Origin of the sequence: Paenibacillus sp. JNUCC-31 (assembly GCF_014844075.1) — a bacterium.
In the GTDB taxonomy this organism is placed as follows: Bacteria; Bacillota; Bacilli; order Paenibacillales; family Paenibacillaceae; genus Paenibacillus.
The window spans coordinates 2,012,242-2,035,616 of sequence record NZ_CP062165.1 but is presented as its reverse complement, the minus strand read 5'-3'; the positions used below and the strand labels follow the sequence as shown (position 1 = coordinate 2,035,616).

15 protein-coding genes are annotated in these 23,375 nt (G+C 50.5%); 12 read left to right on the top strand and 3 right to left on the bottom strand.

Going from position 1 to position 23,375, the window contains the following annotated elements:
- Positions 1 to 76: 76 nt before the first annotated feature.
- Both pdxR and JNUCC31_RS08715 read left to right on the top strand, forming a co-directional pair.
- On the top strand, positions 77 to 1,534 hold the full coding sequence (pdxR, locus tag JNUCC31_RS08720) for a MocR-like pyridoxine biosynthesis transcription factor PdxR (protein WP_192270515.1): 1,458 nt from the start codon (positions 77 to 79) through the stop codon (positions 1,532 to 1,534).
- A 209-nt stretch (positions 1,535 to 1,743) separates the two neighbouring features.
- Positions 1,744 to 2,529, top strand: coding sequence for an AraC family transcriptional regulator (locus tag JNUCC31_RS08715; protein ID WP_192270514.1), 786 nt, complete (start codon positions 1,744 to 1,746; stop codon positions 2,527 to 2,529).
- A 526-nt stretch (positions 2,530 to 3,055) separates the two neighbouring features.
- Here the strand turns inward: JNUCC31_RS08715 and asd are convergent.
- Together asd and JNUCC31_RS08705 are read right to left on the bottom strand one after the other, a co-directional pair.
- Positions 3,056 to 3,847 carry an archaetidylserine decarboxylase gene (gene asd, locus JNUCC31_RS08710; RefSeq protein ID WP_192270513.1) on the bottom strand — a complete coding sequence of 264 codons (792 nt, stop codon included), beginning with the start codon at positions 3,845 to 3,847 and terminating at the stop codon, positions 3,056 to 3,058.
- Between the two features lie 85 nt (positions 3,848 to 3,932).
- The gene (locus JNUCC31_RS08705; RefSeq protein ID WP_192270512.1) at positions 3,933 to 5,063 is read right to left on the bottom strand and encodes a YheC/YheD family endospore coat-associated protein; all 1,131 of its coding nucleotides are present in this window, start codon (positions 5,061 to 5,063) and stop codon (positions 3,933 to 3,935) included.
- Between the two features lie 395 nt (positions 5,064 to 5,458).
- Here JNUCC31_RS08705 and JNUCC31_RS08700 point away from each other — a divergent pair, with 395 nt between their 5' ends.
- Positions 5,459 to 10,774, top strand: coding sequence for a WIAG-tail domain (locus JNUCC31_RS08700; RefSeq protein WP_192270511.1), 5,316 nt, complete (start codon positions 5,459 to 5,461; stop codon positions 10,772 to 10,774).
- Between the two features lie 132 nt (positions 10,775 to 10,906).
- Here the strand turns inward: JNUCC31_RS08700 and JNUCC31_RS08695 are convergent, their stop codons facing one another.
- Positions 10,907 to 12,472, bottom strand: a complete 1,566-nt coding sequence (locus tag JNUCC31_RS08695) for a M4 family metallopeptidase (protein ID WP_192270508.1) — start codon at positions 12,470 to 12,472, stop codon at positions 10,907 to 10,909.
- Positions 12,473 to 13,217: 745 nt separating this feature from the next.
- On the opposite strand from JNUCC31_RS08695, the gene JNUCC31_RS08690 reads away from it, so the two are divergent.
- The 9 genes from JNUCC31_RS08690 (at position 13,218) to JNUCC31_RS08650 (ending at position 23,332) form a co-directional block, all read left to right on the top strand.
- Positions 13,218 to 14,165: a glycosyltransferase family 2 protein gene (locus tag JNUCC31_RS08690; protein WP_192270506.1), complete on the top strand. Its 948-nt coding sequence runs from the start codon at positions 13,218 to 13,220 to the stop codon at positions 14,163 to 14,165.
- A 73-nt stretch (positions 14,166 to 14,238) separates the two neighbouring features.
- Positions 14,239 to 15,348 carry a glycosyltransferase family A protein gene (locus tag JNUCC31_RS08685; RefSeq protein ID WP_228469586.1) on the top strand — a complete coding sequence of 370 codons (1,110 nt, stop codon included), beginning with the start codon at positions 14,239 to 14,241 and terminating at the stop codon, positions 15,346 to 15,348.
- Positions 15,345 to 16,097, top strand: coding sequence for a glycosyltransferase family 2 protein (locus tag JNUCC31_RS08680; RefSeq protein WP_192270504.1), 753 nt, complete (start codon positions 15,345 to 15,347; stop codon positions 16,095 to 16,097). Before JNUCC31_RS08685 ends, JNUCC31_RS08680 begins: the two co-directional genes overlap by 4 nt.
- Before the next feature lie 17 nt (positions 16,098 to 16,114).
- The gene (locus JNUCC31_RS08675) at positions 16,115 to 16,846 is read left to right on the top strand and encodes a sugar phosphate nucleotidyltransferase (protein ID WP_192270502.1); all 732 of its coding nucleotides are present in this window, start codon (positions 16,115 to 16,117) and stop codon (positions 16,844 to 16,846) included.
- A gap of 914 nt (positions 16,847 to 17,760) precedes the next feature.
- Positions 17,761 to 18,408 (top strand): GT-D fold domain-containing protein, encoded by a 648-nt coding sequence (locus tag JNUCC31_RS08670; protein WP_228469585.1) that lies wholly within the window; start codon positions 17,761 to 17,763, stop codon positions 18,406 to 18,408.
- 65 nt (positions 18,409 to 18,473) lie between these two features.
- On the top strand, positions 18,474 to 20,033 hold the full coding sequence (locus JNUCC31_RS08665) for a glycosyltransferase family 2 protein (RefSeq protein WP_192270500.1): 1,560 nt from the start codon (positions 18,474 to 18,476) through the stop codon (positions 20,031 to 20,033).
- Positions 20,034 to 20,250: 217 nt separating this feature from the next.
- Positions 20,251 to 21,195, top strand: coding sequence for a phosphotransferase family protein (locus JNUCC31_RS08660; RefSeq protein WP_192270498.1), 945 nt, complete (start codon positions 20,251 to 20,253; stop codon positions 21,193 to 21,195).
- Positions 21,196 to 21,397: 202 nt separating this feature from the next.
- On the top strand, positions 21,398 to 21,673 hold the full coding sequence (locus JNUCC31_RS08655) for a glutaredoxin family protein (RefSeq protein WP_063566643.1): 276 nt from the start codon (positions 21,398 to 21,400) through the stop codon (positions 21,671 to 21,673).
- A 315-nt stretch (positions 21,674 to 21,988) separates the two neighbouring features.
- Positions 21,989 to 23,332, top strand: a complete 1,344-nt coding sequence (locus tag JNUCC31_RS08650) for an LLM class flavin-dependent oxidoreductase (protein ID WP_192270496.1) — start codon at positions 21,989 to 21,991, stop codon at positions 23,330 to 23,332.
- Positions 23,333 to 23,375: the final 43 nt, after the last annotated feature.

The window sequence follows — 23,375 nt, the reverse complement described above, 5'->3', positions numbered from 1 at the left end:
TGGGATTATATAATAAACTAAATTCATGAATGCTGATGAAGCTGCATGATCATGACCAATGGAGAAGAGGTGCACGATGGAATTGTGGCTGCCCCTGAATTCATACGAGCTGCAGCATCGATACAAATACGAGGCGTTATACCATGCTCTGCGTGACGCGATTCATGCCGGGACGCTGGCTGGAGGCACAAGGCTGCCCTCTACCCGAGAGCTGGCGCGTCAATATGACATGTCGCGGGGCTCTGTTGCCCAGGTGTATGACATGCTGCTTGCCGATGGGTATGTGCAGGCGTTTCGGGGAAAAGGGACTTTTGTTACCGATACGTTAACGGAACAGGAACAGGTGGGACAGGAAGCAGTGATTCAGCTTTCTCCATGGGGAGAACGGGTGAGTACGCTGAATACACAGATTCAAAAAGATACGCGATCTGTCATGGAGCGTGATCCATCCCTCATCAATTTCCATGTGCATCGCATGCCTGCCGAGCATTTTCCGCAAGCGGAATGGAAGAGCGCCCTGGCCGCTGTTCATCGGAGTGATCAGCGTGAACAAAGTGGTACTGCAGGTGATCTGGAACTGAGGGAGGCCATTGCGTCACATTTGAGGTGGACACGCGGCATCCAGGCGGATGCTTCACAGATCGTGTTGTTCAGTGGTTCCATGCAGGGGATTACCTTGCTGGCTCAATTGCTTATCCCTGAAGGGGCTGCGGTGGTATTGGAAAACCCGGGTTATCAGGGAATTGCCCAGGCAGTGAAGTCCTGTGGTGGACAGATTATTCCAGCCGAAGTTGATGCCAGAGGAATTATTCCGCAATCATGGAAAGCACAAGCGTTATTTGTAACACCAACCCGCCAATTTCCAACAGGTGCTGTTCTTGGGCTGGACAGACGCAAAGCAATACTTGCATGGGCCTCGGAGCGTAATGCTGTCATTATTGAAGACGATTATGACAGTGAGTTTCGGTGGGGTGGCAGGCCGATCGAACCGCTCAAAGTGCTCGATCGTGAACAACGGGTCATCTATGTCGGATCATTCTCGCAAACGATGATTGCGTCCTTCCGGCTTGGATACGCGGTTTTGCCACCAAGTCTGGTGAAGCCGCTGATCGCTGCAAAAACGTTGTATGAACCGGTACCTTCTGCGATTCTGGAACAGCGTGCACTCGCGAAATTTATGACCAGAGGCGGATATTTGCGCCATCTAAGACGATTAACCCGGCTCTATGGAGAGCGGCATGCGTTTTTTGTCAGCGAGATGGAGCGAGAGTTACCTGAGCCCTTCATCATGCAGCCCGGAGATGCAGGATTGCATATTTATGCCACGTGGAAGGGAGATATCGATAGCTATCAGCGGTTCAAGATGCTGGCTCGGGAGGAACGTGTAGTATTCCGTGATGCGGTGCGATATCAGCTGACACCAGGTCATCCGGCTGTCTGTTTTGGCTTCGCACATCTGGAGAAAGAAGAGATTCAAGAGGGCATCCGGCGGATGCGGTTAGCTTGGGAGAAGTGCACATTTTTGTTTCAGTGAATTCCGCTGTATAATGGGATAAGATATTTCGCTTCGCCAGGAGTAGAAATCATATAAAGTGAGTATTTTGCATTAATCCAAAGGGCGTCTTTCAATCAGAAAAAGTATGGATCAGAATGCTTCCTCCTGTCCATATTTTATACCCGGGAGAGGCCTGAATTGAATGATGCAATATACGGATAGATTAACTTTCAAGGGGGAGTGGCGACATGCTGCAGGCATCGCCGTCATCTTTTGTTATTTTGCCCGCTGTCGCCAAAATTGTCTGCGAACCGGGATGGAAGTGGCAGAAGCGGGAAAAACCGATGCAAAACTATGACCTATTTTATGTATGGAGCGGTGAAGGTACCGTTGTGCTGAACGACCAGCCGTATGAAGTTGGCAAAGGCAGCTGTTTCCTGTTCCGGCCAGGAGACCATACAAGTGCAACACATAACAGGCAGAAGCCGCTGGTACTGACATATATTCATTTTGATGTAGATGTGCCTGTTATCGATGTGCCTCAGTCCTATCGTGAGGTACAGGAAACGGTAGAATTTGAACATTTGCTGGCGCGGTATGTAAGATTGTTCCTATCTGATGTATATGGAAGGAGCGAGGAAAGTCGGCTGATTCTGAAGCAGTTGATGATTCATTTGCTGCGTGCAGATACAGAAGCACCTGTGGAGAAAAAGGTGAGCAACCAGTTGTCCGATGTCATCCAGGAGGTGGCGAACTATGTACGCCAGCATCCAGGGATAACACATCGGGTGGAAGACCTCGCTGCAAGGGCGGGACTATCGCCTCGATACTTCTCAATCAAGTTCAAGGAATTGATAGGTTCATCCGTGCAATCCTATATTATCCGCATGCGTATCGAGCGTGCCGAACATCTGCTGGTACACACGGGCATGAACGTAACCGAGGTGGCAGATGCCCTCGGGTATCGGGATATCTTTTTCTTCAGTCGTCAGTTCAAGCAGTACACCGGCAAAAGTCCGTCCGAAATTCGTTAGGACCTCTGCTACCGGGTAAATATGGCAACGTTTCAATTCTGGGAAGCAGGGGTAAGTATGTAGCATTCCAGATGGTCGAAAGGGGGAACTTGTGATGAACGGGAAACGTCGGGTCCGCAACCGGGGGTGCTCTACAAAGGGTTTTAATCTTTTCCGGAACCGCCTGCGTCGCTTCAAACCAGCGGAGGAGTTGCAGCAGGACGTGTGGTTTTGAGGAATGGTCATACACCAATATGACGGAGCTTGGCTCCGTATTGCATGTATACATGGACTGTAAAATGGAACTATCTTGGCTTGTATAGTATAAAGTGCATCATCGGATGCTCTGCTTGGCAAAGGTACTCATAGCCTGAACACTTTTCACAAGGAAGGTGTTCAGGCTGAGAGTACCTTTTTACATGGACAGAAGTCCTCCAATAATGTTTTCCTTATATTCAGAAATTAAAAAAGATGACTCCTATTATTGGAATCATCTGCACCGTTGACGTATTTCTTTTCTTGTTATTTTTCCAGACCTTCACTCGGTTCAGTTTATCGGTTTCAACCTTCCGAGCAATTGGCCCATTTTGACGGAGTCCCCTGGCTGCAAGCCCGGGTTCGGTTCAAATGTGCCGCTTTGTGTTAACAGTACGACGGTAGAACCGAATTCAAAATAGGCCAGATCATCGCCCTGTGCCCAGGAACTTACGTCAGTATTGGCGTATTGTATACTGCTCACGTTCATTGCGCCTACTTTCACGACAGCAACTTCTCCAAAATCATGACCAATATACGTAATAAGCCGTTCGTTTCGACTCAGTACCGATTTCATATGAGTCAGACCAAAATCATTTACGGGATATACCTTGCCCTTGATATGCTCACTCTCAATTCTACGACCGCTGACAGGCGCATGAATACGGTGATAGTCGCGAGGGCTAAGATACAGAACGAAGGCGTAGCCGTGCTTGTACTTCTCCAAATGTGGTGAGTGGTTTAACAATTCAGCAAGTGTATAGTTTTGTCCCTTAACATTCAGGAGCGTTCCAGCAGATACCGGACCGGCTGCCGTGATTTTGGCGTCTACCGGACTGATCAGTGCATGTTCTGAAAGTTCAAGCGGGCGCATGCCCGGTTTTAATTTACGGGTAAAGAAATCATTCAATGAACGATATTCCTTCCAGTCTTTCTCAGCTTCCTGAACAGGGATGTTGTAGGTCCGGACAAAATAAGGGATAAATGCCTTGCTTCCCCGGCTCTTGGAGAAGGCTCCCACGGTCCGGGAGATCCATTTGCGAGAAGAAAGCTCGGTCATTAACCGCAACAGCGTTTTTGCCATGAATATCCCCCTTAGGGTTAGTGCGAACTTCAAGGCCGGCAGGACCGGCCGTTCTGCATAATATTGACACAGAATGCTTACGAAATCAATACGGGCCCCTATGGTAAGTCTGCGGTTGTCGTGGTATGAGCGAATTCTGCTCCAGCAGCAGACGTCCGTAAGCCATAGGTCGCTGGTAGCTGACTTTCCAATGTTCGTTCATTCCAGCCTTGCGGAATCCGTAGCGCTGATCCCTCCCGTTGCATTCGATAAAATAAATCTCCCCGTTCCCGGTTATCCCCAGATCAAGACCAAGGTCCGCAAGATGTGGCAGGCTTGAAGCCAGCGTTTGTGCGATCCGTAGCGCGACAGACCTGATCCTGGTAGCCAGTTCAAGTAAATGAATGTCGGATTCCACCGTACCCAGTGCTTCAGCCAGCGTCATGACTTTACCGCCCTGGGCTATATTGGTGACAAAGGTATGAGCGGGCGCAGCCTTGGCGAACATACCCGTGATTCCCCACAAACCATCCCTTCCACGTTGCACCGACACCCGCAGATCGACCGGTCTTCCCTCGTAACGTACCAGTGGAATGCGTTCTTCAATGAGATAGGCATGCCGGAAAATACGTCGCAGGGTGGCGGAAGGCAGTTGTCCTTTGCTGAGTCGAAAAGTAGCCCATCCTCTGCGGGAAGCTTTCGTCTCACAGGTCAGCTTCCATTGACCGTCTTTCTTAAATATCCGCATAATACCATGTCCGATACTTCCGCTGCACGGTTTAATAATCAAGTCATCATAATGTTCCATCATGTATACCAAATCTTCCGGAGTAGCTTTGACTGCATGGGGGAGATACTGCCTCAAACTGAAATCCTGATGAAGCATCTCGTGAATATGATCCTTACGGTATCGATTGCGTACATTGTATACCTGAATGCCTTGCAAGAGAAGTTGGGTCACCTTGTGTTGCTCCGCCCGGCGCAGCTGGAGAGCCCGGTTATGAATGACGGAAGGCAGAGCCATCTTTTGCCGAACGTATACGCCATCTTTTTTGACATAGGCAATACAGGTTTTCATGTCCGAATCTATATCTTCCAGTCGCAAAAAACAAGGGGTTAATCCATAACAGGCTGCGGCCCGTTCGTAATTCGCGAGTGATTCCTGACCGGTCCTTCCGGCCGGTATCCCCCGGTACATGCGTGAATCGAACATAATGCCGATCGTTTCTTGTAGCATGACCGTTCCTCCTTCAATGTTATCGCGACCATGGATCGTCCATTCATGGAATGCCGGTCTGTCACCGCATGATTGGACATCACGATAACGCAGACCGGAATCATGATGCATTGAAATGCACCGACATGTTCTCGTACCCAGCCATTTTGCATCATATGGATCTATGCAAAATGCTTATATCATATCGTATGACATTTCCGGGACGAAGGCGTGGACAGCCGCCTTACATCTGCGTACGTGTACAGCCTATTTCACCTCTACGGTTCGTCAATACACATGTTGAACCTTGTACATCCAAGGGCTGTAGTTCGGCAAAAGTCAGGAAATGCAGTGGCAGATGCCCAGACTGGAGCATATGATGCCGGAGACGAACGTCAGAGGAAGGAGCTAGTTGCATGAGTAAAAAAGGCAATAAGAAGGTTCCTACGCCGAAACTGCGGCATGTGAGTCCCAAATTTAAGGAACTTGATCAGAATAATCGACGGTCAGACACAATGAACTCAGGTTTCACTTCGAATAGGGAAGAACGCTTGAATGCAAATAAACGGGATTCGCAGGCCATTCAGGAATCAGAAGAATTTCTATTCGAATCAACAGAGCTGCCGGCTTCAACGAACGAGCTGGAAGACCTGGAGATCGTATCCAAAATCATCAAGCCGGAACCCGTAGAGTCTGATGGCGAGGAAGTCGTTGAGACGCCAGGTAGCCCGGAAAAGCAGATTCAGGTCAGCAGCGTGGCTCCGCTAGTTCTGGAAGAAGAGCAGGACATTAACAAGCAGGAAACAGCAACCCAGGATCGGTTGAAGATCCTGAATCAGAATCAGATGCCGGGTCACACCGGGCACTTTATCTACACAGATGACTTAAGTGAATTTGCTGTTACGGAGAGCAAACTGGCCCCTTTCTCTGTGGATGCCTCCAAGCTGAAACCGGATGCGGTCGGCAGTGAAGCGTTGCAGGATTATGCGGTGACCAGCATTCACATTGCAGACGGTGCCATTGTTTCCGCGAAACTTGCGGAAGCTTCTGTATCCGAGGAGCACCTGATTGACGGTTCCGTGTCCGGTCACAAAATACGAAATGCTTCGATTGCCGGTGAAAAAATCAGAGATGGCAGTATTACTTCCCAGAAGCTTGGCAACCAGGTCATCGATTCGGCCAAAATTGCCGACGGTTCCATCAGCACAAGACATCTCAGCCGCATGCTGGTTACGGAAGAATTAATCAAGAATCATGCCGTAACCGGAGACAAGATCGCGATTAGCGCCGTGGATACAAGGCATCTCACCGGAGGAGCTGTGCATACCTCCAAGCTGGCTGACGATGCGGTGACTACATCCAAAATTCGTGAAGGTGCTGTCACAGGCAGCAAAATCGAAGAACAATCCATCGAGTCTCACCATATTCAGGCAGGTGCTGTTAAACAGACACATCTGGCAGATGGGTCTGTCGGTCGTTCACAACTATCTATTGGTAGTATTGGAAGTGACCAGATCGAGGATGGATCCATACAAACAAGACATTTAGCTGAGGGTTCGCTGAGCGGAAGACATCTGCTGGACGGTTCGATCGGTTCAAGCCAGATTCGCGCTTATGCAGTTGGCAAGGAGCAGATTGGCAATGGAGAAGTGGGCACTGAACATTTGACGGACGGTGCCGTAACCAGCAGCAAACTGGCAGATCAGTCGGTTGGAACAGCAAAATTGCTGGAACAGTCGATTACGGCCTCCAAAATTTCTGATCAGAGCGTCATTTCTTCCAAAATTGCGGATGAAGCTGTACAGGGCAAACATCTTGCGAAAGGGTCCATTCGTGGGGAACACATAGCGAATCGGGGAATCACACCGGTACATGTGGACAATTCCGCAATTCATTCCATTCACATTGCAAGTGGAAGCATCGAGGCAACTCATCTGTCTACCGGAAGTGTGTCCGGTGACGCTATCGCAGATGGCGTGGTATCTGAGCAGCATCTGGCAGAGTCAGCTGTAGGTACGTATGAATTGCAGGATGCTGCAGTTACAGACGCCAAGCTAGCGGATGGAAGTGTGACAACAGAAAAACTTGGAACGGCTTCGGTTAGCAGCAGAGCACTTGCCCCGGGAAGTGTCGTATCCTCGCATCTTGCGAGCGGTGGAGTTACAGGTACACATCTGGCTCCAGGCAGCGTGGGTTCCGAGGCCCTAAGACCTTATGCAGTGAAATCGGAGCACCTGACAGAACATGCCGTAGGTGTACCTCATCTTCAGCCGGGCAGTGTTGAAACAGATGCTATTGCACGGGCGGCAGTCACAACAGACAAATTGGCTCCTGGTAGTGTAACTTCAGTCCAGATGGCTGGCGGGTCCATTTTTCCGCCTCATCTGACAGATCATGCGATTACCTCCCCTAAGCTCTCACCAGAGAGTGTTGCCACGGATAAACTGGCGGATTTTGCTGTTACGTCAGCCAAACTGGCAGACGGCAGCGTGACTTCTTCCAAGATTATGGCAGAAAGCATTAACGCCAAACATATTCCAGCAGGAACCATTCGCGGGTATCACCTGAAGCAGCATGCCGTTTCACTGGAACATTTGTCGGAGGAAGTACGTTCACCGGAATTATTTGCTGATGGGAGTATTACGGGCAACAAACTGCGGCGTGGTTCCGTAACTGCGGATCATTTGACAGCAGACTCGGTATCCGGGACAGAGTTACAACAGGAGGCTGTAGGTAGCGAGCACTTGAAGCCATCCGTTGTACAATCTGCCCATCTGGCTGAAGGAAGCGTGAAGTCTGATCATTTGGGAGCTCATGTAGTCAACTCACAGCATCTGAGGGCAGCCATCATTCAGGAGGAGCATATTGCTGAACAGGTGGTTACATCCCATCACTTGGCACCTGGATCTGTCGAAACAGACCACCTGGCACCTTTATCCATTACAGCGGCTCATCTTCAGCCAGGTTTAATCAGTGGTTTGCATCTCCAGGCAGAGTCGACAAGTGCGGTTCACCTGCAGCAAGGAGCTGTACATTCCCGTCATATTCAAGATGGTGAGATTCTTCCTCATCATATCCATGAACGCAGTATCGGAACGTCTCATCTGGAAGAAGAAGCGGTAAGTACGATTATATTACAGGATGAATCTGTAACACGCTCCAAACTTGCGAGTGGTAGTGTGGATGGCAGCAAATTAGCCGCAGGGACAGTATCGTCTGTCCACATTGCAGACGAAAGTGTGCAAACCCGCCATATCCAAGAAGGAGCAATCCTTGCTGATCATATTCAAGAGTGCAGCATTGGCTCAATTCATCTGGATGAGGAGTCAGTAAGTACGGTTCATTTGCAAAATGGGTCTGTAACGAGTGACAAACTGGCGGAAGGCAGTATAAACGGCAGCAAACTGCTCGAAGGCACGGTATCGGGGATCCATATCGCATCCGAAAGCGTGCAATCCGGTCATATTCAGGAAGGGTCCATCCATGCTGACCATATTCAGGAGCGAAGCATTGGCACATTCCATTTGGAAGAGGAAGCCGTAAGTGCCGTTCATCTGCAGAATGGGTCTGTAACGAGTGTCAAACTGGCCGACGGCAGCATAAACGGCAGCAAATTGCTTGAAGATGCGGTATCGGGGGTTCATATCGCATCGGAAAGTGTACAGTCCCGCCATATCCAGGAAGGAGCGGTCCATGCTGACCATATTCAGGAGCGAAGCATTGGCACATTACACCTGGAAGAGGAAGCCGTAAGTGCGATTCATCTGCAAAATGGATCTGTAACAAGTGCCAAGTTGGCTGACGGCAGTGTAAATGGCAGCAAGTTGCTTGAAGGAGCGGTATCGGATATTCACATTGCAGACGAAAGTGTGCAATCTCGTCATATTCAGGAGGGGGCCATCTTTGCTGAGCATATTCAAGAGCGAAGCATTGGCACCGTCCATTTGGAAGAGGAGTCAGTAAGTGCAATCCATCTGCAAAATGGATCGGTTACGAGTGCCAAACTGGCGGACCGCAGTATAAACGGCAGCAAGTTACTAGAAGGTACGGTATCGGGAATTCATATCGCACCCGAAAGTGTGCAATCCGGGCATATTCAGGCAGGTGCCATTCATGCGGGGCATATTCAGGAGCGAAGCATAGGCACAGCCCAGCTGGAAGAGGAAGCCGTAAGTGCGGTTCATCTGCAAAATGGGTCCGTAACGAGTGGCAAACTGGCCGACGGCAGCATAAACGGCAGCAAATTGCTTGAAGATGCGGTATCGGGGGTTCATATCGCATCGGAAAGTGTGCAGTCCCGTCATATTCAGGAGGGAGCGATCCTTGCTGACCATATTCAGGAGCACAGCATTGGCACGTCCCACCTGGAAGAGGAAGCCGTAAATGCGGTTCATCTGCAAAATGGGTCTATAACGACTGCCAAACTGGCCGATGGCAGTGTGAGCAGCAGCAAACTGCTTGAAGATGCGGTGATGGATGTCCATATTGCAAATGGAAGTGTGCAATCCCGTCATATCCAGGAGAGAGCGATTCATGCCGACCATATTCAAGAACGCAGTATTGGGATCTCCCACCTCAAAGCGGAATCGGTAAGTGCGATTCACCTGCACAATGGTTCCATAACAAGTGCCAAACTGGCCGACGGCTGTGTAAACAGCAGCAAGTTGCTTGAAGGAGCGGTAACGGCTGTCCACATGGCAGACAAAAGTGTGCAATCCCGGCATATTCAGGATGGAACGATCCTTGCGGATCATATTCAAGAACGCAGTATCCGCACAACCCATCTGGAAGAAGAAGCAGTAAGCGGGGTCCATCTGCAAAATGGGGCAGTCACGAGTGCTAAATTGGCCGACGGCAGTGTAAACGGTAGCAAATTGGCCGACGGCGCGATAACATCCGCGCATCTTGCTGACCGCGCCATCGATGGCAGCAAACTGAGTGAACAAAGTATTACATCCGATCACTTGAATGCGGGGATTGTAGGTCCGGCGCATTTGAGCGAAGAGATATGGAATGCGATTCGCCAGTTCAGTGGAGAAACGCTGGAGCAGCTGGCAGCGATCAAAAGACAAGAAGCATTGCTTCAGACAGAGAGCGAAGCAGTACAGCCTTCACAGCAGGACCTGGTCGAGGCATTGCCCGGTGCTGGTCTGGAGGAAACAGAAATTCACCAGACATCGAATCAGGAGCTGGAGGGACAACAAGAGCAGTCATCCCAAACGGACCCACTTGGAGAATCATTGGCAGCTGCTTCAGTGACGACGACAGAGGAGATAGTTCAGACACAGCAATCACCGCTTGAATTGACACAGGGGATCGGTGGAACTACGGAGTTTATATGGAGTGAACAATCGATTACACAGGAACATCTGTGTGATGATGCAGTGGGCAGCAGTCAACTGCAATCCGGGTCGGTTCAGCCCAAACATCTGGCATTCCAGCCTGTGCGCAGTGTGAGTCGTCAGCCTGTTGTACAGCAGTTCGGCATGGAGGCATTTGTACTGCCAGAGGATGAAGCATGCGTGGAAGTGACAGTAGCCTTTGAGGAGTCATTTAGTTCGGAGCATTATGTGATTGTCGCCATGTGTACTGATCGGGGATTTCAGGTGTCTCTTCTCTCCCAGAGTGAAGACGAAGCGGTACTGGAAGTGTCTCGCGCGACAGGATGCACACACACGTACGGATTATTGTCATGGATTGCCGCCGGACCTTCCATATATAAAATCGAATGATGCAAAATGTTAAAAGCGGTTCCCGGGTATGTCCGGGACACCGCTTTTATTCATGAATAAGCTCGATCCGTTCGGACGGTGAGGGGTGCCTGAACGGTTTAAGATGAGTGCAAACACATGCAATGATTATTTTTACAATCCTACAGCTTGATAAGCTTTGGTGATTGCAGTAACTTCAGCGGAATTTGCCCCATACAGATCTTTAGCTGCTTGGATGGTCGCTGTTTTTGCCGCAGCAAATTTGGATGTTGGTGTCAAATAGTTCACCAGCGTGCTGTAGAAAATTTTAATGGCTTTATCGCGCCCGATTCCCGTTACAGTCACACCATTATGTGTGCCGCCTTGTGCTGCAAGATAGTAAGCCTTGTTGATAATACCGCTGTTCGTATGAACTCCGCCGTTGTCGGATGTTCCAGTGTAGCGGTCACTGTATTTATCAGGTTGTCCATACAATGTTGGGTTGGACAGGGAACGCAAGGCATCGCCTGGAATGTTAGGTGTGTAAATATCGTCACCAAGCAGCCAGTTTTTGCTTTGGATGGTGTTACCGAAGATATCCGCGAAGGCCTCATTCAATGCACCCGGTTCATTGCGATACTCCAGATTGGCTGTGTACTCAATGACACCATGAGTCAATTCGTGGCCGACCACATCCAGATCACCAGACAGGGAGCGGAAAGTCGTACCATCACCGTCACCAAAGACAATCTGTACTCCGTTCCAGAAGGCATTATTATAGTTGGAGCCGTAATGTACAGTGGATTTGATCAACAAACCGTTGCCGTCCAGACCGTTACGGTTGAATTTGCTTTTGTAGAAATCATACGTGGCAGCAGCATGGGCGTGAGCATCTACGCCTGCACGATCCGTCCATACGTTATCGGAATCGGTCAGGAGCGTGCCTGGAATGGAGTAGCCATTGTTTGCGGTGAAGGTCTGAATTCCATTGCCGCGAGTGGTATCTTTCAGTTGGAAGGTATTGCCCGATTGAGTTGTGGTAAGGGTTTTGGTATCACCAGTTACACCGGTACCCGTTCCTGTTGCGAAGTTAATGAGGTCATACTGGGATACGATGCTTCCGTCAACGGCATTCACGAAATATTTGGTACGCAATGGGGCAGGTTCAAGCACGTTGACTTCCGTAATGTACACGAGGTAAGTTTGGCCATCCTCTTCATTGTAGTAAATGTTCAACTCAGCATCAGCTGTTTTCTGGGGCTCCCCAAGTTCTCCAATGCGGGAAGTGGCTTCTTCCGATGCAATCTGGATCGCATCTTCTGCACTAATTTCAGCTACGCCGTCATTGGGGATGGACTGTTCTTCAACTGGTGGAAGATCACCAAGCGCGGATGAAACCTGACCTGTTTTGTCCAAATGAATGGTTTGTTCAGCACCATAGACCGGAATCCCCTTAATATACTGCTTCAGGCGGAAGTGTCGTACACCAGAAGTATCCGTAGTTCTTTTAATAATTTTGAGCTGGGATGTCACATCAGAATTCAGGAACTGTTCCTGTTGTCCGAGGAAATTGAAGATGGTTTCATCTGATCCGCTGGTCAACTGGATACCCTCCTCCGAGGCATACGGGGCCTGCAATGGAATGGATTGATCAGATAATGGAGCTGCTGCAGCAGAAGATACGGAAGCGAGCAAAAGAGCTCCTCCAAGAATTGTTGGCATAACTTTAGCAAATTTCATAGTAAACTCTCCTATTCTCAATAAAATTTTTGGTGGAAACACGGAATTATGCCAATCTCGGTTGGAGTTCCGTCTGCAACTTGGGCAGCGCGGAGCGTGGGGCTGAATCTGAAGCGTGGAATATGACAAGAAACGATATGGAACAAAGTCGATAGAGTCTGCATATGTCCACGGGTTGGACCGTAAAAGGAATACCGTGTACTCTGTTCAGCCGGGAGGCATAGTCGTTCATTGTGGTTCCTCTTCCAGAAGCCAGGGGTCTTGTCCACTTGCGAAGCAGGATGTTCTACGGAGCCAGGTAGTCGTTCCGGACTCACATATCTGAATTACGTTTTGTGCGGCATCACTCCTTTCAAGTTGCAGGCCAGAAACTGTTTACAGCTGTATTCCAGCGTTCTGATTTAACCTAAGGTCAATTAATGAGAACAAAAAAAACTGAAAGGAACATGTGTTCACCATTGGTTTTTTTTGTCAATAACTGCTTGCAACGTATATTATCACAATGTAAAAGTTTGGAAAAGATGCAATTTTAGATTTTTTTTAAAATTGTGTCTGAAGTAGGGGAGCTTTAGCGGTTTCTGCATATTTTGACGGATGCTGTCTAAATAAATGGATTGACTTGACCTTGTGGCCGACAGAACCTGCTCGGTTCAAGGACATACGCCGTTTCCACTGCTCCATGAATACATAGAATAACGTGTACTCCCTTTGCATGCCGATGATGTATACCCGGGAGGTGACTGTGTTGCAAAAACGCCGTAATACTGCTTTTTATGCATCCAAATCGAATCGGGTACAAAGAAAGGCACAAGTAAAGAAACGTCGTTTGAAATCTGCATACAAAAAGGGTACAAAGGCCTATAAGTACGTGATTCCACCCGTGGAACTTGCAGATTGGCCAGAGCTCGGAGCGGAACATGCCATGAGAGATACACTCGTGCAGGGATCGGCAAACTCGCATCAGCCCATGCTTTCGGTTGTTATACCTGCCATGAATGAAGAACGGACCATTGGTGCGGTCGTTCGTCAGGCGCTGCGTATATGCCGTGATTCGGAAGTGCTTGTTGTTGTTAACGGTTCAACGGACGGGACAGCAGCAGTTGCAAGAAGGGCGGGGGCACAGGTGCTTCGTTATACAGAAGCACTGGGACATGATGGAGGACGGCGGGTCGGTGCAGCGGCGGCTCGGGGCAGGGTGCTGTTGTTTACGGATGCAGACATACCCATTTCGGCAGAACATCTGGCGCCTTATGTAAGGGCAATTCTGGATGGGACGGATGTCGCGCTTAATGATTATGACGGTCCGGTTACGCGTATCCCTGTTCACCCTGTGGTCGAGGCTAAACATGCCCTGAATAGCATGCTTGCGAGACCCGATCTGAAAGGAGCTTCCATGACCGCCATTCCGCATGCATTAAGTCGCAGGGCACTTGAGGTAATCGGTGCGGATACTCTGGAGACGCCACCGCTGGCCCATGCAATGGCTGTGACTGGCGGGTTGGAGGTACGTGCCGTTCATCATGTGCCTGTAGGCAAAATGAATCCGGTGCGAGTCAAGAGACGCGGAGGGCCCGATCTGCTCAGTCAAGTGGTATGGAATGATCATCTGACCGCAATCCGGTGGATTACCGATAAGCTGGGCCCACGCGGAGGACATTCCGATCTGCAGCGTGTTCGCAGCTTGATAAGGTGAGCATGCACATGAGTATTTTGCATAAATCCAGAAAGCGACACGTCAAAAGATGCAGAATGCTGGAGGTGAGGAAATGAAGGGGCGTTCAGGGGGTGTCCGTCGTCAACGGACAGTAAACAGACGAACAACCCGGAACAGAACCAAGGGCAGGAGGGTTCTGACCAAATCCCCGATAAAGAGTGCAGCAACGAGCAAGCCCGCAGCGAGAAGCTTCGTACTGCATGAAATATGGAAAGCAGGTCTAGCAGCGGGACACAAGACACTGGAAAATAATGAATCCATTGAACAACATGCGCGTTGGGCTTGGCAGGAGCATGAAGCAAAGATCTCGGCGGAGCTAAGAAGCTATAGCGCAGCCATGCAGGCGGGGAAAGCCTTTATGCAGGGTTATGCTCATGCTTCAGGGCGTTCATTGAATATCGTTCCCCTTGCCCTTCATCAATCTGCTGCTGCGGTAGTCTGTGCCTGTAATGAGGAACTTACGCTGGGGCAAGTGTTAGCACAACTGAAACGTTTACCTTTGAAGGATATCATTGTGGTATTAAACGGAACAACCGACAATAGTCTAACCCAGGTGTTGGAACAGCCTGGCGTTACACTGGTGTATGAACCAGATCGGGCTGGACATGATGTGGGCCGAGCACTGGGGGCCAAAATGACGGAGGCGGACATCCTTCTCTTTGTGGATGGGGATATGGTCGTCCCGGCGGAGCAACTTGCTCCGTTCTTGTATGCGGTCGACCGGGGAGATGATGTGGCACTGAACAACCTAACCTCCCTTTTGCCTCCCTTTGCCCGCCAGGATGAAGTGAGCCGGATCAAAGCTTATCTTAACCGGGTATTGAACCGATCGGATCTGGGTTCCAACTCGCTGACGGCTGTACCTCATGCCCTCTCGCGTAACATGATCCAGATCGTAAAACCGGAGGCGCTGGCCGTGCCCCCCAAGGCGCAAAGCCTTGCCATCCAGCATGGATTAAAAGTAACTGCACCAAGTCAAGTGGATGTCATTCGTTCCAATCGTCTGCGTTCCACCAATATGGGCAGCGGCAACGAAGTCGCCAGATTGATCATCGGGGACCACCTGGAGGCGCTGGCAACCTGGCTGGAAATGGGCGGAAATCATTCGCAAGCCCGCTTGCTTTCCCGTGTCGAAGTGGCCTATAGGAGGAACGCCAGATGACACTGACGAGTATTATTATTCCGACGTACAATGGGCTTGACCTGCTGAAGCCATGTATCGATGCCATTCGAACGTATACCGATATCCATACCCCATATGAAATTATCGTTGTGGATAATGGTTCGGTTGATGGAACCGCTGCGTACTGTGCCCGTGAACGAATCCGTTTTGTCCGGTTACCGGAAAATCGGGGTTTCCCGGCAGCATGTAATGCCGGACTCCGTGCAGCATGTGGTGATGAGCTCCTGCTGCTGAATAATGATGTTACGGTCACATCCCGCTGGCTGGAAAATTTGCGGGCAGCCCTCTACAGTCATGGAAGCATCGGAATTACAGGTCCGGTGACCAACTATGCCAGCGGTATCCAGCAAGTGGAGCTGGACTTTCGGGATATGGCACATTTTCAGGAGCTGGCTGCTGCCAACAATATAGCCGATTCGTCCAGATGGAAGGAAGTCAAACGGATTGTCGGTTTGTGCATGCTGATGCGGAGAAGTGTGATGGAGGATATTGGTGTGCTTGACGAAGTATATTCGCCAGGACACTATGAAGATGACGATTATTGCTACAGGGCCTGCTTGCAGGGATATCGGTTGCTGGTATGCGGGGATGTTCTGGTACATCATCGCGGCAGTGCAAGTTTTCAGAAGACCGATCCTGTGGCGTGGAAACAGTTGCTTGAGCGCAATCGATCCATTTTTATCAACAAATGGCATGTCGATCCCCTTAATTATATTGAGACATCTTAAGAAGGAGGGATAGTGGAATGAAAGGTGTAATTCTTGCAGGCGGAACAGGAACGCGGCTGTATCCTCTGACCCGGCTGATTAACAAGCATCTGATTCCAGTCGGCAAGCATCCGATGATTATGTATGGCATCGACAGACTCCGCCAGGCAGGTATTGAAGAAATATTAATTGTCATCAACAAACATTCCGCTGGGTTATATACGGAGTATTTGGGTAGTGGAGCAGATCATGGTGTCAAACTTACGTATCGGATTCAGGAAAAGGCAGGCGGGATTGCTGAAGCATTGGATCTGGCGACGTCTTTTATCCTTCCGGGGGAGAAGTTCGTTGTACTGCTGGGAGACAATTTGTTTAGTGACGATTTGAAGCCTTATGTGGATCGATATATGCAGCAACCAACGGGTACGGCTCGTGTCTTGCTCAAAGAAGTGGATGATGCACGGCGGTATGGGGTACCGGTGTTTGATCCACAGCATCCGGAACGAATCTCATACATTGAGGAAAAACCGAGTGACCCCAAGACCTCTTATTGTGTTACTGGCATATATATGTATGATGACCATGTATTTGATCTCATTCAAAACATTGCACCTTCTGCACGTGGCGAGCTTGAAATTACGGATGTAAACAATCACTATGCAGCTGCTGGAGGATTGGAATACGATATTTTGCAAAAATATTGGAGTGATGCAGGAACATTCCAATCGCTTCAGGAAGCAGCTATCCACATGAAGGGACAACTGCCCTAAAATATATGCGCCTGATGCTGCCGCTGTAAAGTATCCCGTGAGATCAGATCAACCTGCGCCGGAGCCGGAAGAATGCTCCGGCGCTTTGTGCAGCGGCGGCACTCCTCGTGCATGCCAAGGGAGGGAATGCCGTGAGAGTAGCAAAACGCAGCGATGTGGTCAAAAAGAAGACACGGGGCAGCCATGCCGGCATCTGGCACGCATCTGTGGGAGTGCAGCCCCAAGCGAGTTCAGACCGTGAGTTGGGAAACGAAAGTACGAGGTTGAGAAGTGTGGAACACGCAGGAACAGAAGGCAAGCAGCATGCAGAGCAGAAAGCTAAAGCTATCGGACGTACCCGTGCAAAACGTGGCGGAAATGCAAGCGTACGAGCCAAACCGGGAGCAAGAACAGGTGAAGGGCGAGGGAGCGCAGGCGCGCGAGCCAAAGCAAGCTTAAGCCGTGGCGGCAAAGGGGCGCGAGCCAAAACGGGCAAGCGCGCAGCTGCCAGCCGCAGGCATGCTGCGCCGCGCGGCGGGCGGGCCGCAGGCGCCCGCAGCAAACAGCGCACGGCTGCGCAGCGTGCGCTTGAGCCAGCACCGCAAGCCAGCACGCCACAGGCGATGCCTGCCAGCAGTGCTGGCTCCGCCCCGCGGCAAGCGACACACCGTCACGGTGGTGTCGCTCCCGTGGGGCGGAAGAGCGCTGCCGCGAATGCGGGCAGCGCAAGGGCACTTGCGCCTGCGCAGCCGGCTGCATTGCCCGAGAGCGGCTACGCCGAGGGCTTCCGCGACGGCGTGTTCGCGGGCGGGGAGGGGCTGGTCGCGCAGTATATCCCGCCCGATCATATTCTGCCAGCCGCGGCGGCAGAATTGATTGAGGCGGGATTCCGCCAATACGCGCCCAGCCTCACCCGGCTGGCCAGCCCTCATGAGATGGCTGGCCACATCCAGGGGGCGCTGGATGCGCAGCGCCCCCTGTCCGTCGTTCGCCTCGGAGATGGCGAACTGCTGACCCTCGCCGCCGACACCGTGCTGCCCGGCGAACAAGTGCAGGAGCTGGCACCGTTTCTGCCCTATGCAGGGGTGCCACGCTCTACCCCGGACATCCGCGCTACGCTCGCGGATGCAATTCACGGCGCAGATTGGGTAGGCGTCCCCACCTCGCGTGCCCCCACCTTTCAGGGGCTGTTATTTCCAGTATTACGCCATTTCGGCATTGACTGGTCCCGTCTGAATTTGACCAGTTCCACGATTAACTACAGTCTGCACCAGTCAGGTCTGTTGCTGCCCGTGATACATGGACGCCGGGTGCTGCTAATTGGGAGCCGAGCTGCGGAGCTCGGAGCATTGTTGCACAGCCGCGGCATTCATGTGACAGGCATCATAGGCGCAGTGGAGGGGGTAGCGGACATCCCGAGAGTAATGCAGCAAACTGCGGAGCATTCATTTGATATCGCTCTTGTAGCAGCAGGAATTCCTGCCGTCATTCTGTGCCGCCGAATTGCTGGCGAGCTGGGTCGGGTTGCCATCGATTTTGGACATTTGGCTGACAAATTGGTTACAGGAGAGCTTCAACTCTAATGGACGGTCGGGTGCGGGGGTTACTATTCCGTATGCATCAGACAAGGGGAAATGGGGGAAGCAACATGAGCACATCAGGCAGACGTTCAAGACAGCGGAAAGAGTCACGGACGGATACCGTTATTCTGCACTCAGCTCGAAGTCGAACTGTACGGAAATTTAGGCGCAAAGGTACAGGAGCGCGGGCGGCCAAAGAGGAAAAACAGTATAAGCAGGGCTACCACCGAGGGTATGATGAGGGCGTGCGGCAGGGACAGAGCTCTTTCGGGCTGGTATTCGAAGGGGTGAGCATTATTATCCCGACATACAACCAGCGCGAGTATGTCCTGCAATGTGTATCCAGTATCGAAAAACATACGCCTGCTCCTTTTGAAATTATCGTTGTGGATAACGCGTCCAAGGATGGCACGGCGGAAGCCATGCTTCGCAAAGGCGGCATGGTAAGGGTCGCTGCGCTGGATAAAAATCGTGGTTTTGCCGGTGGTGTCAATCACGGGCTGATGATGGCGAGAGGTCGACACATTGTCGTACTGAACAACGATACACTGGTCACCCCGGGTTGGCTGGAAAACATGATGACCTGTCTTGACAGCCATCCCGAGATCGGAGTCGTGGGCCCGGTAACGAATTACATTGGCGGAGATCAGCAGATTGAAGTCCCGTACAGGGAAGTGGAGGACATGTGGTCTTTTGCTGCCCGACATAATCGGCCGGATGCCACAAAACATCGGCAGACTGAAAGACTGGTCGGATTTTGCTGGCTGTTCTCCCGGGAATTGCTGGAGCGGGTAGGTTACCTTGACGAGGGTTACGCGGTGGGCAACTTTGAAGATGACGACTGGATCATCCGGGCGAAGCTGGCGGGATACAGGCTGGCGGTGGCAGGGGATGCCTTCATTCATCACTATGGAAGTGTTAGTATGAAGGCACTGGGAGAACAGGATTTTGTTGTTGTGAACGAAGATAATGAACAGTTTTATACCCGAAAATGGGGAGATCCCCATGCGCTGGTTACAGAAACTTCCCGCCTCTCGCTGCATGCCAAAGTGTCGTCCAGTCAGCACGAGAACACGTCGTCCCTTGACAAGAGGGACTCGCCTGACCTGCGACAGCGCATGTCCACCAAGGGCAGCAGTGATATAACGCTCAGGCTGAGACGCAGTACGGATTTTTACCCGGAGTCCTGTTTCATCTCGGACATCAAGGGAGATGTCTACCGACTGATTCGCGGACAGCGACGTAAGCTGAACATCCCCGTTCCGCGAGGCATATCTCCCGTTCTGGTTGCCAAACCGGATCTGCTCGGTGTACCCGCAGGTGAGCCGCTGGTATCTGCGGGTGAGGTACAGGGCTGGCCATTGGAAAGAAATCATGTTCATGCTCAACCGGTTCAGAGCAACCGCGAGGCGTTGGAAGAAGGCATGATTGTAGCTACGACGAATGAGCGGGATGTGTGGTACCAGATTAGTGACGGTAAACGCAGGAGGTTTGTAACCCCCTATGCTGCGGAACGGTGGGGAGTGCAAACCGGGCATGTTGTTCATGTATCTGCCAACCGATTGCATTCGATGGAAGAAGGCTGGCCCATCATCGCTCCCCCGCAGCTTTTGAACGAAGATTTGTAATGACGGGGTTCGGCTGCCTTGTAGATCGGCTCGACAGCATGATGCGGAATGTGATGTACAGTGTATCGTAACGCTATACATCTTTCCGCATCCGAGCTTTACATATATCACGAATCATGAAGTGTAACGATTGAAAGATTAGCGATTTACTTTTACACTAGGACCAATTCAATTTTCGCAAGCATGCTTACGTATATCAAAACAGGGGGAATGCACGATGAATGACACAATGGTAATACAAGCCCGAAGAATCGCTGGTGAGTTTCTGCTGGAACAAGTGAAATCCTCATATCCGATTATCGGAAAAGGCTTTGTCAATCAGGTTTGCGTGGTTGAGACGGAAGGTCATAAAGTCGTGGTCCGCATGAACAATAAGGATAATTACCCCACCTTCATCAAGGAGAAATGGTGTATTGAGCAGGCAGCAGCGGGTATTCCGGGTCCTTATACATGGTCCGTTGGGGTTATGGATGAAACGGCATATATGATTCAAACGTTTGTCGAAGGGGATAACGGATTGGACAGCAAGGCAGCCCCGTCCGACATCTGGAGGAAGCTCGGTGAATATGCGAAACAAATTCATTCCATTCAAGTGACCGGTTTTGGCGAGGAGCTGATTGATCCCATTCAGGGTACATTCCGTTCTCCGCCTCATCCAGGATCAGATGGCAGTTGGCGAGGATATGTGCATTATAATATCAATAGTTTGACAGAGCATGATCCGTTGCTTGAGTTGGGCGTGATCAAGAAAAAGGAATCTGGGATTGTACGACAATGGTTCGAGCAGCTGAGTAATAAAAAGTTTCGCTTCGGTTTATGTCATGGCGATATTTCGTTGAAAAATACGATGGTTCATCCGACAGGGCAATTGATATTGCTCGATTGGGGGAGTGCCGAAGTTACTGTCGTGCCGTATGGAGATGTCATCCATCTCATGAGGTGTCAGCTTCGGGGAGAAGGCCCTGATGAGGAACAATTGAAAGCGTTCTCGGAAGGATACGGAATGAGTGAGGAGGAACTGGATCTGGCGAGGCATGTATTACTGTTAAAGGCCTTTGATAACCTCCGATGGGCTATGGATAAATGTCCGGAGCAGGTTAACCATTATGCTGGTTCTGCCAAACAGGTTTTTAACATGGTCAGGGATGCGTCCAGGGATTAAAAGTGCTCTTGCAGAGTTTTTCTCCAATTTTAAATTTAATTTTTCTATCCTCTTATAGGTTTATTCTATTGGCAGATCCATTGACGCTTGAAGTGACGAGGAGTACATTTATAGCCATAATTCTTATTTAACAGATAGGAATGAATGGTCTGGGTGGTGAGCCATCCTGATCTCCCAATAAAATCAATCAGGAGGTATGCCAATGTCTTCTACATCGAAAAAAGTAGTGCTCTGGAGCAAAACAGGCTGTCATTTTTGCGGGGAGGTCAAGGCATTTCTTACGGCCCGTAACCAGCCTTTTGAGAACATCGAAGTGCAAGGCAATGATGTGCTGAGGGATGTGCTTGAAGCCAAATATGGCATTCGACATGTACCTGTTATTGAGGTGGGTGGGGACGGCAAGTATGAAGCATTGCTTGAGCCTGATTTGGAGAAGCTGGCGGAACTTCTCGCCCAGCCCGATGAAGCAGCAGTCTGACCGGACGTGGTGCATCTCATGATAAAGCAGTTTCCGACTGCGAAAGGCTGTCATTTTCAGTTTGCAGCAGTCGGGACTTTTAAAGTAACTTTAAGACATCGTTTCTCCTCCTATTCACATATCCAATCCTTATATAGAAAAGTTCTATAAGTAACGCTGTTGACCGATGTGCGGGGCAGTGATAAGATTTGTGGAATTAAAACTGACCAAACTCATAGGAATAGTTAACATTTGAATTTCTTCATTCGTAATCCCTAACAGATCGGACTTCAGAAATGTCTTGAAATATTCTAATCCAAGGAAGGCGGAATGGTTATGACGGATCAGCGCAGTTTGAAATTTGGAGCGATTGTCCACGGTGTCGGAGGCAGCATGACGACTTGGAGACACCCGGAGATTCAATCGGATGCCAGTGTGAATTTTGAATTTTACAAGCGCCAGACGTTGAAGGCGGAAGAAGGCAAATTCGATCTCGTTTTTATCGCTGACGGTCTTTATATTACCGAGAAATCTATACCTCACTTCTTGAATCGATTTGAGCCCATCAGCTTGTTGTCCGCCCTGGCCGCCATTACATCGCGGATCGGTCTGGTTGGAACCCTCTCCACGTCCTACAGTGATCCATTCACCGTTGCCAGACAGTTCGGCTCCCTCGATCTGATCAGTGACGGGCGTGCCGGCTGGAACGTTGTAACTTCCCCGCTTGAAGGTTCAGCGAAAAACTACAGTAAAAGCAACCACCCAACCCATCCGGAACGATACCGGATTGCAACGGAATATTTGCAGGTGACCAAGGGGCTGTGGGATTCATGGGAAGATGATGCATTTGTAAGAGACAAAGAGAGCGGCGTTTTCTTCGATCCATCTAAGCTGCACACACTCAATCATGAAGGAGAGTTCTTCTCCGTACAGGGTCCGCTTAACATTGCACGTTCGCGACAGGGGCAGCCGGTCATTTTCCAGGCCGGTTCTTCGGAGGATGGCAAGACCCTTGCTGCGAAGGAAGCGGACGCGGTCTTCACCGGGCACGATACGATTGAGGATGCACAGGCCTTTTACAAGGATGTCAAAACACGGGCGGCTTCCTATGGACGTTCTTCACAGGATATCGTCATTCTGCCAGGAATCAATCCGATCATTGGACGGACAGAAGAGGAAGCAGAACAGAAATACCAGGAGATTGCGAGCCTGGTCACCATCGATAAAGCGCTGGATTATCTGGGACGTTTCTTCGAGCATCATGACTTCTCCCAATATCCGCTGGATGAACCGTTCCCTGAGCTGAATGGCATCGGCAGCAACAGTTTCCGCAGTGGTACGGACAAAATCAAACGGGACGCCAAAGAACAGGGGTTGACGTTGCGTGAAGTGGCCCTGCGGGCAGCCACACCGCGCAGCAAGTTCCTGGGCACTCCAGAGCAGGTGGCTGACAAGATCCAGGAATGGTTTGAGGCGGAAGCGGCGGATGGCTTCATTATTGCTTCCGAACTGCCAAGTGGATTGTCCGATTTTGTGGAGTTGGTTGTCCCGATTCTGCAGGAGCGCGGCATCTATCGCACCGAATACGAGCATGATACATTGCGCGGCAATCTCGGTGTGCAAATTCCAGTGAACCGTTACACGGCTGCCCGAGAGCAAGTGGGAACCCAGCACGCTTAACAATATGCAGAACATAAGGTCGGTAACAACAGTCCAGGAATGA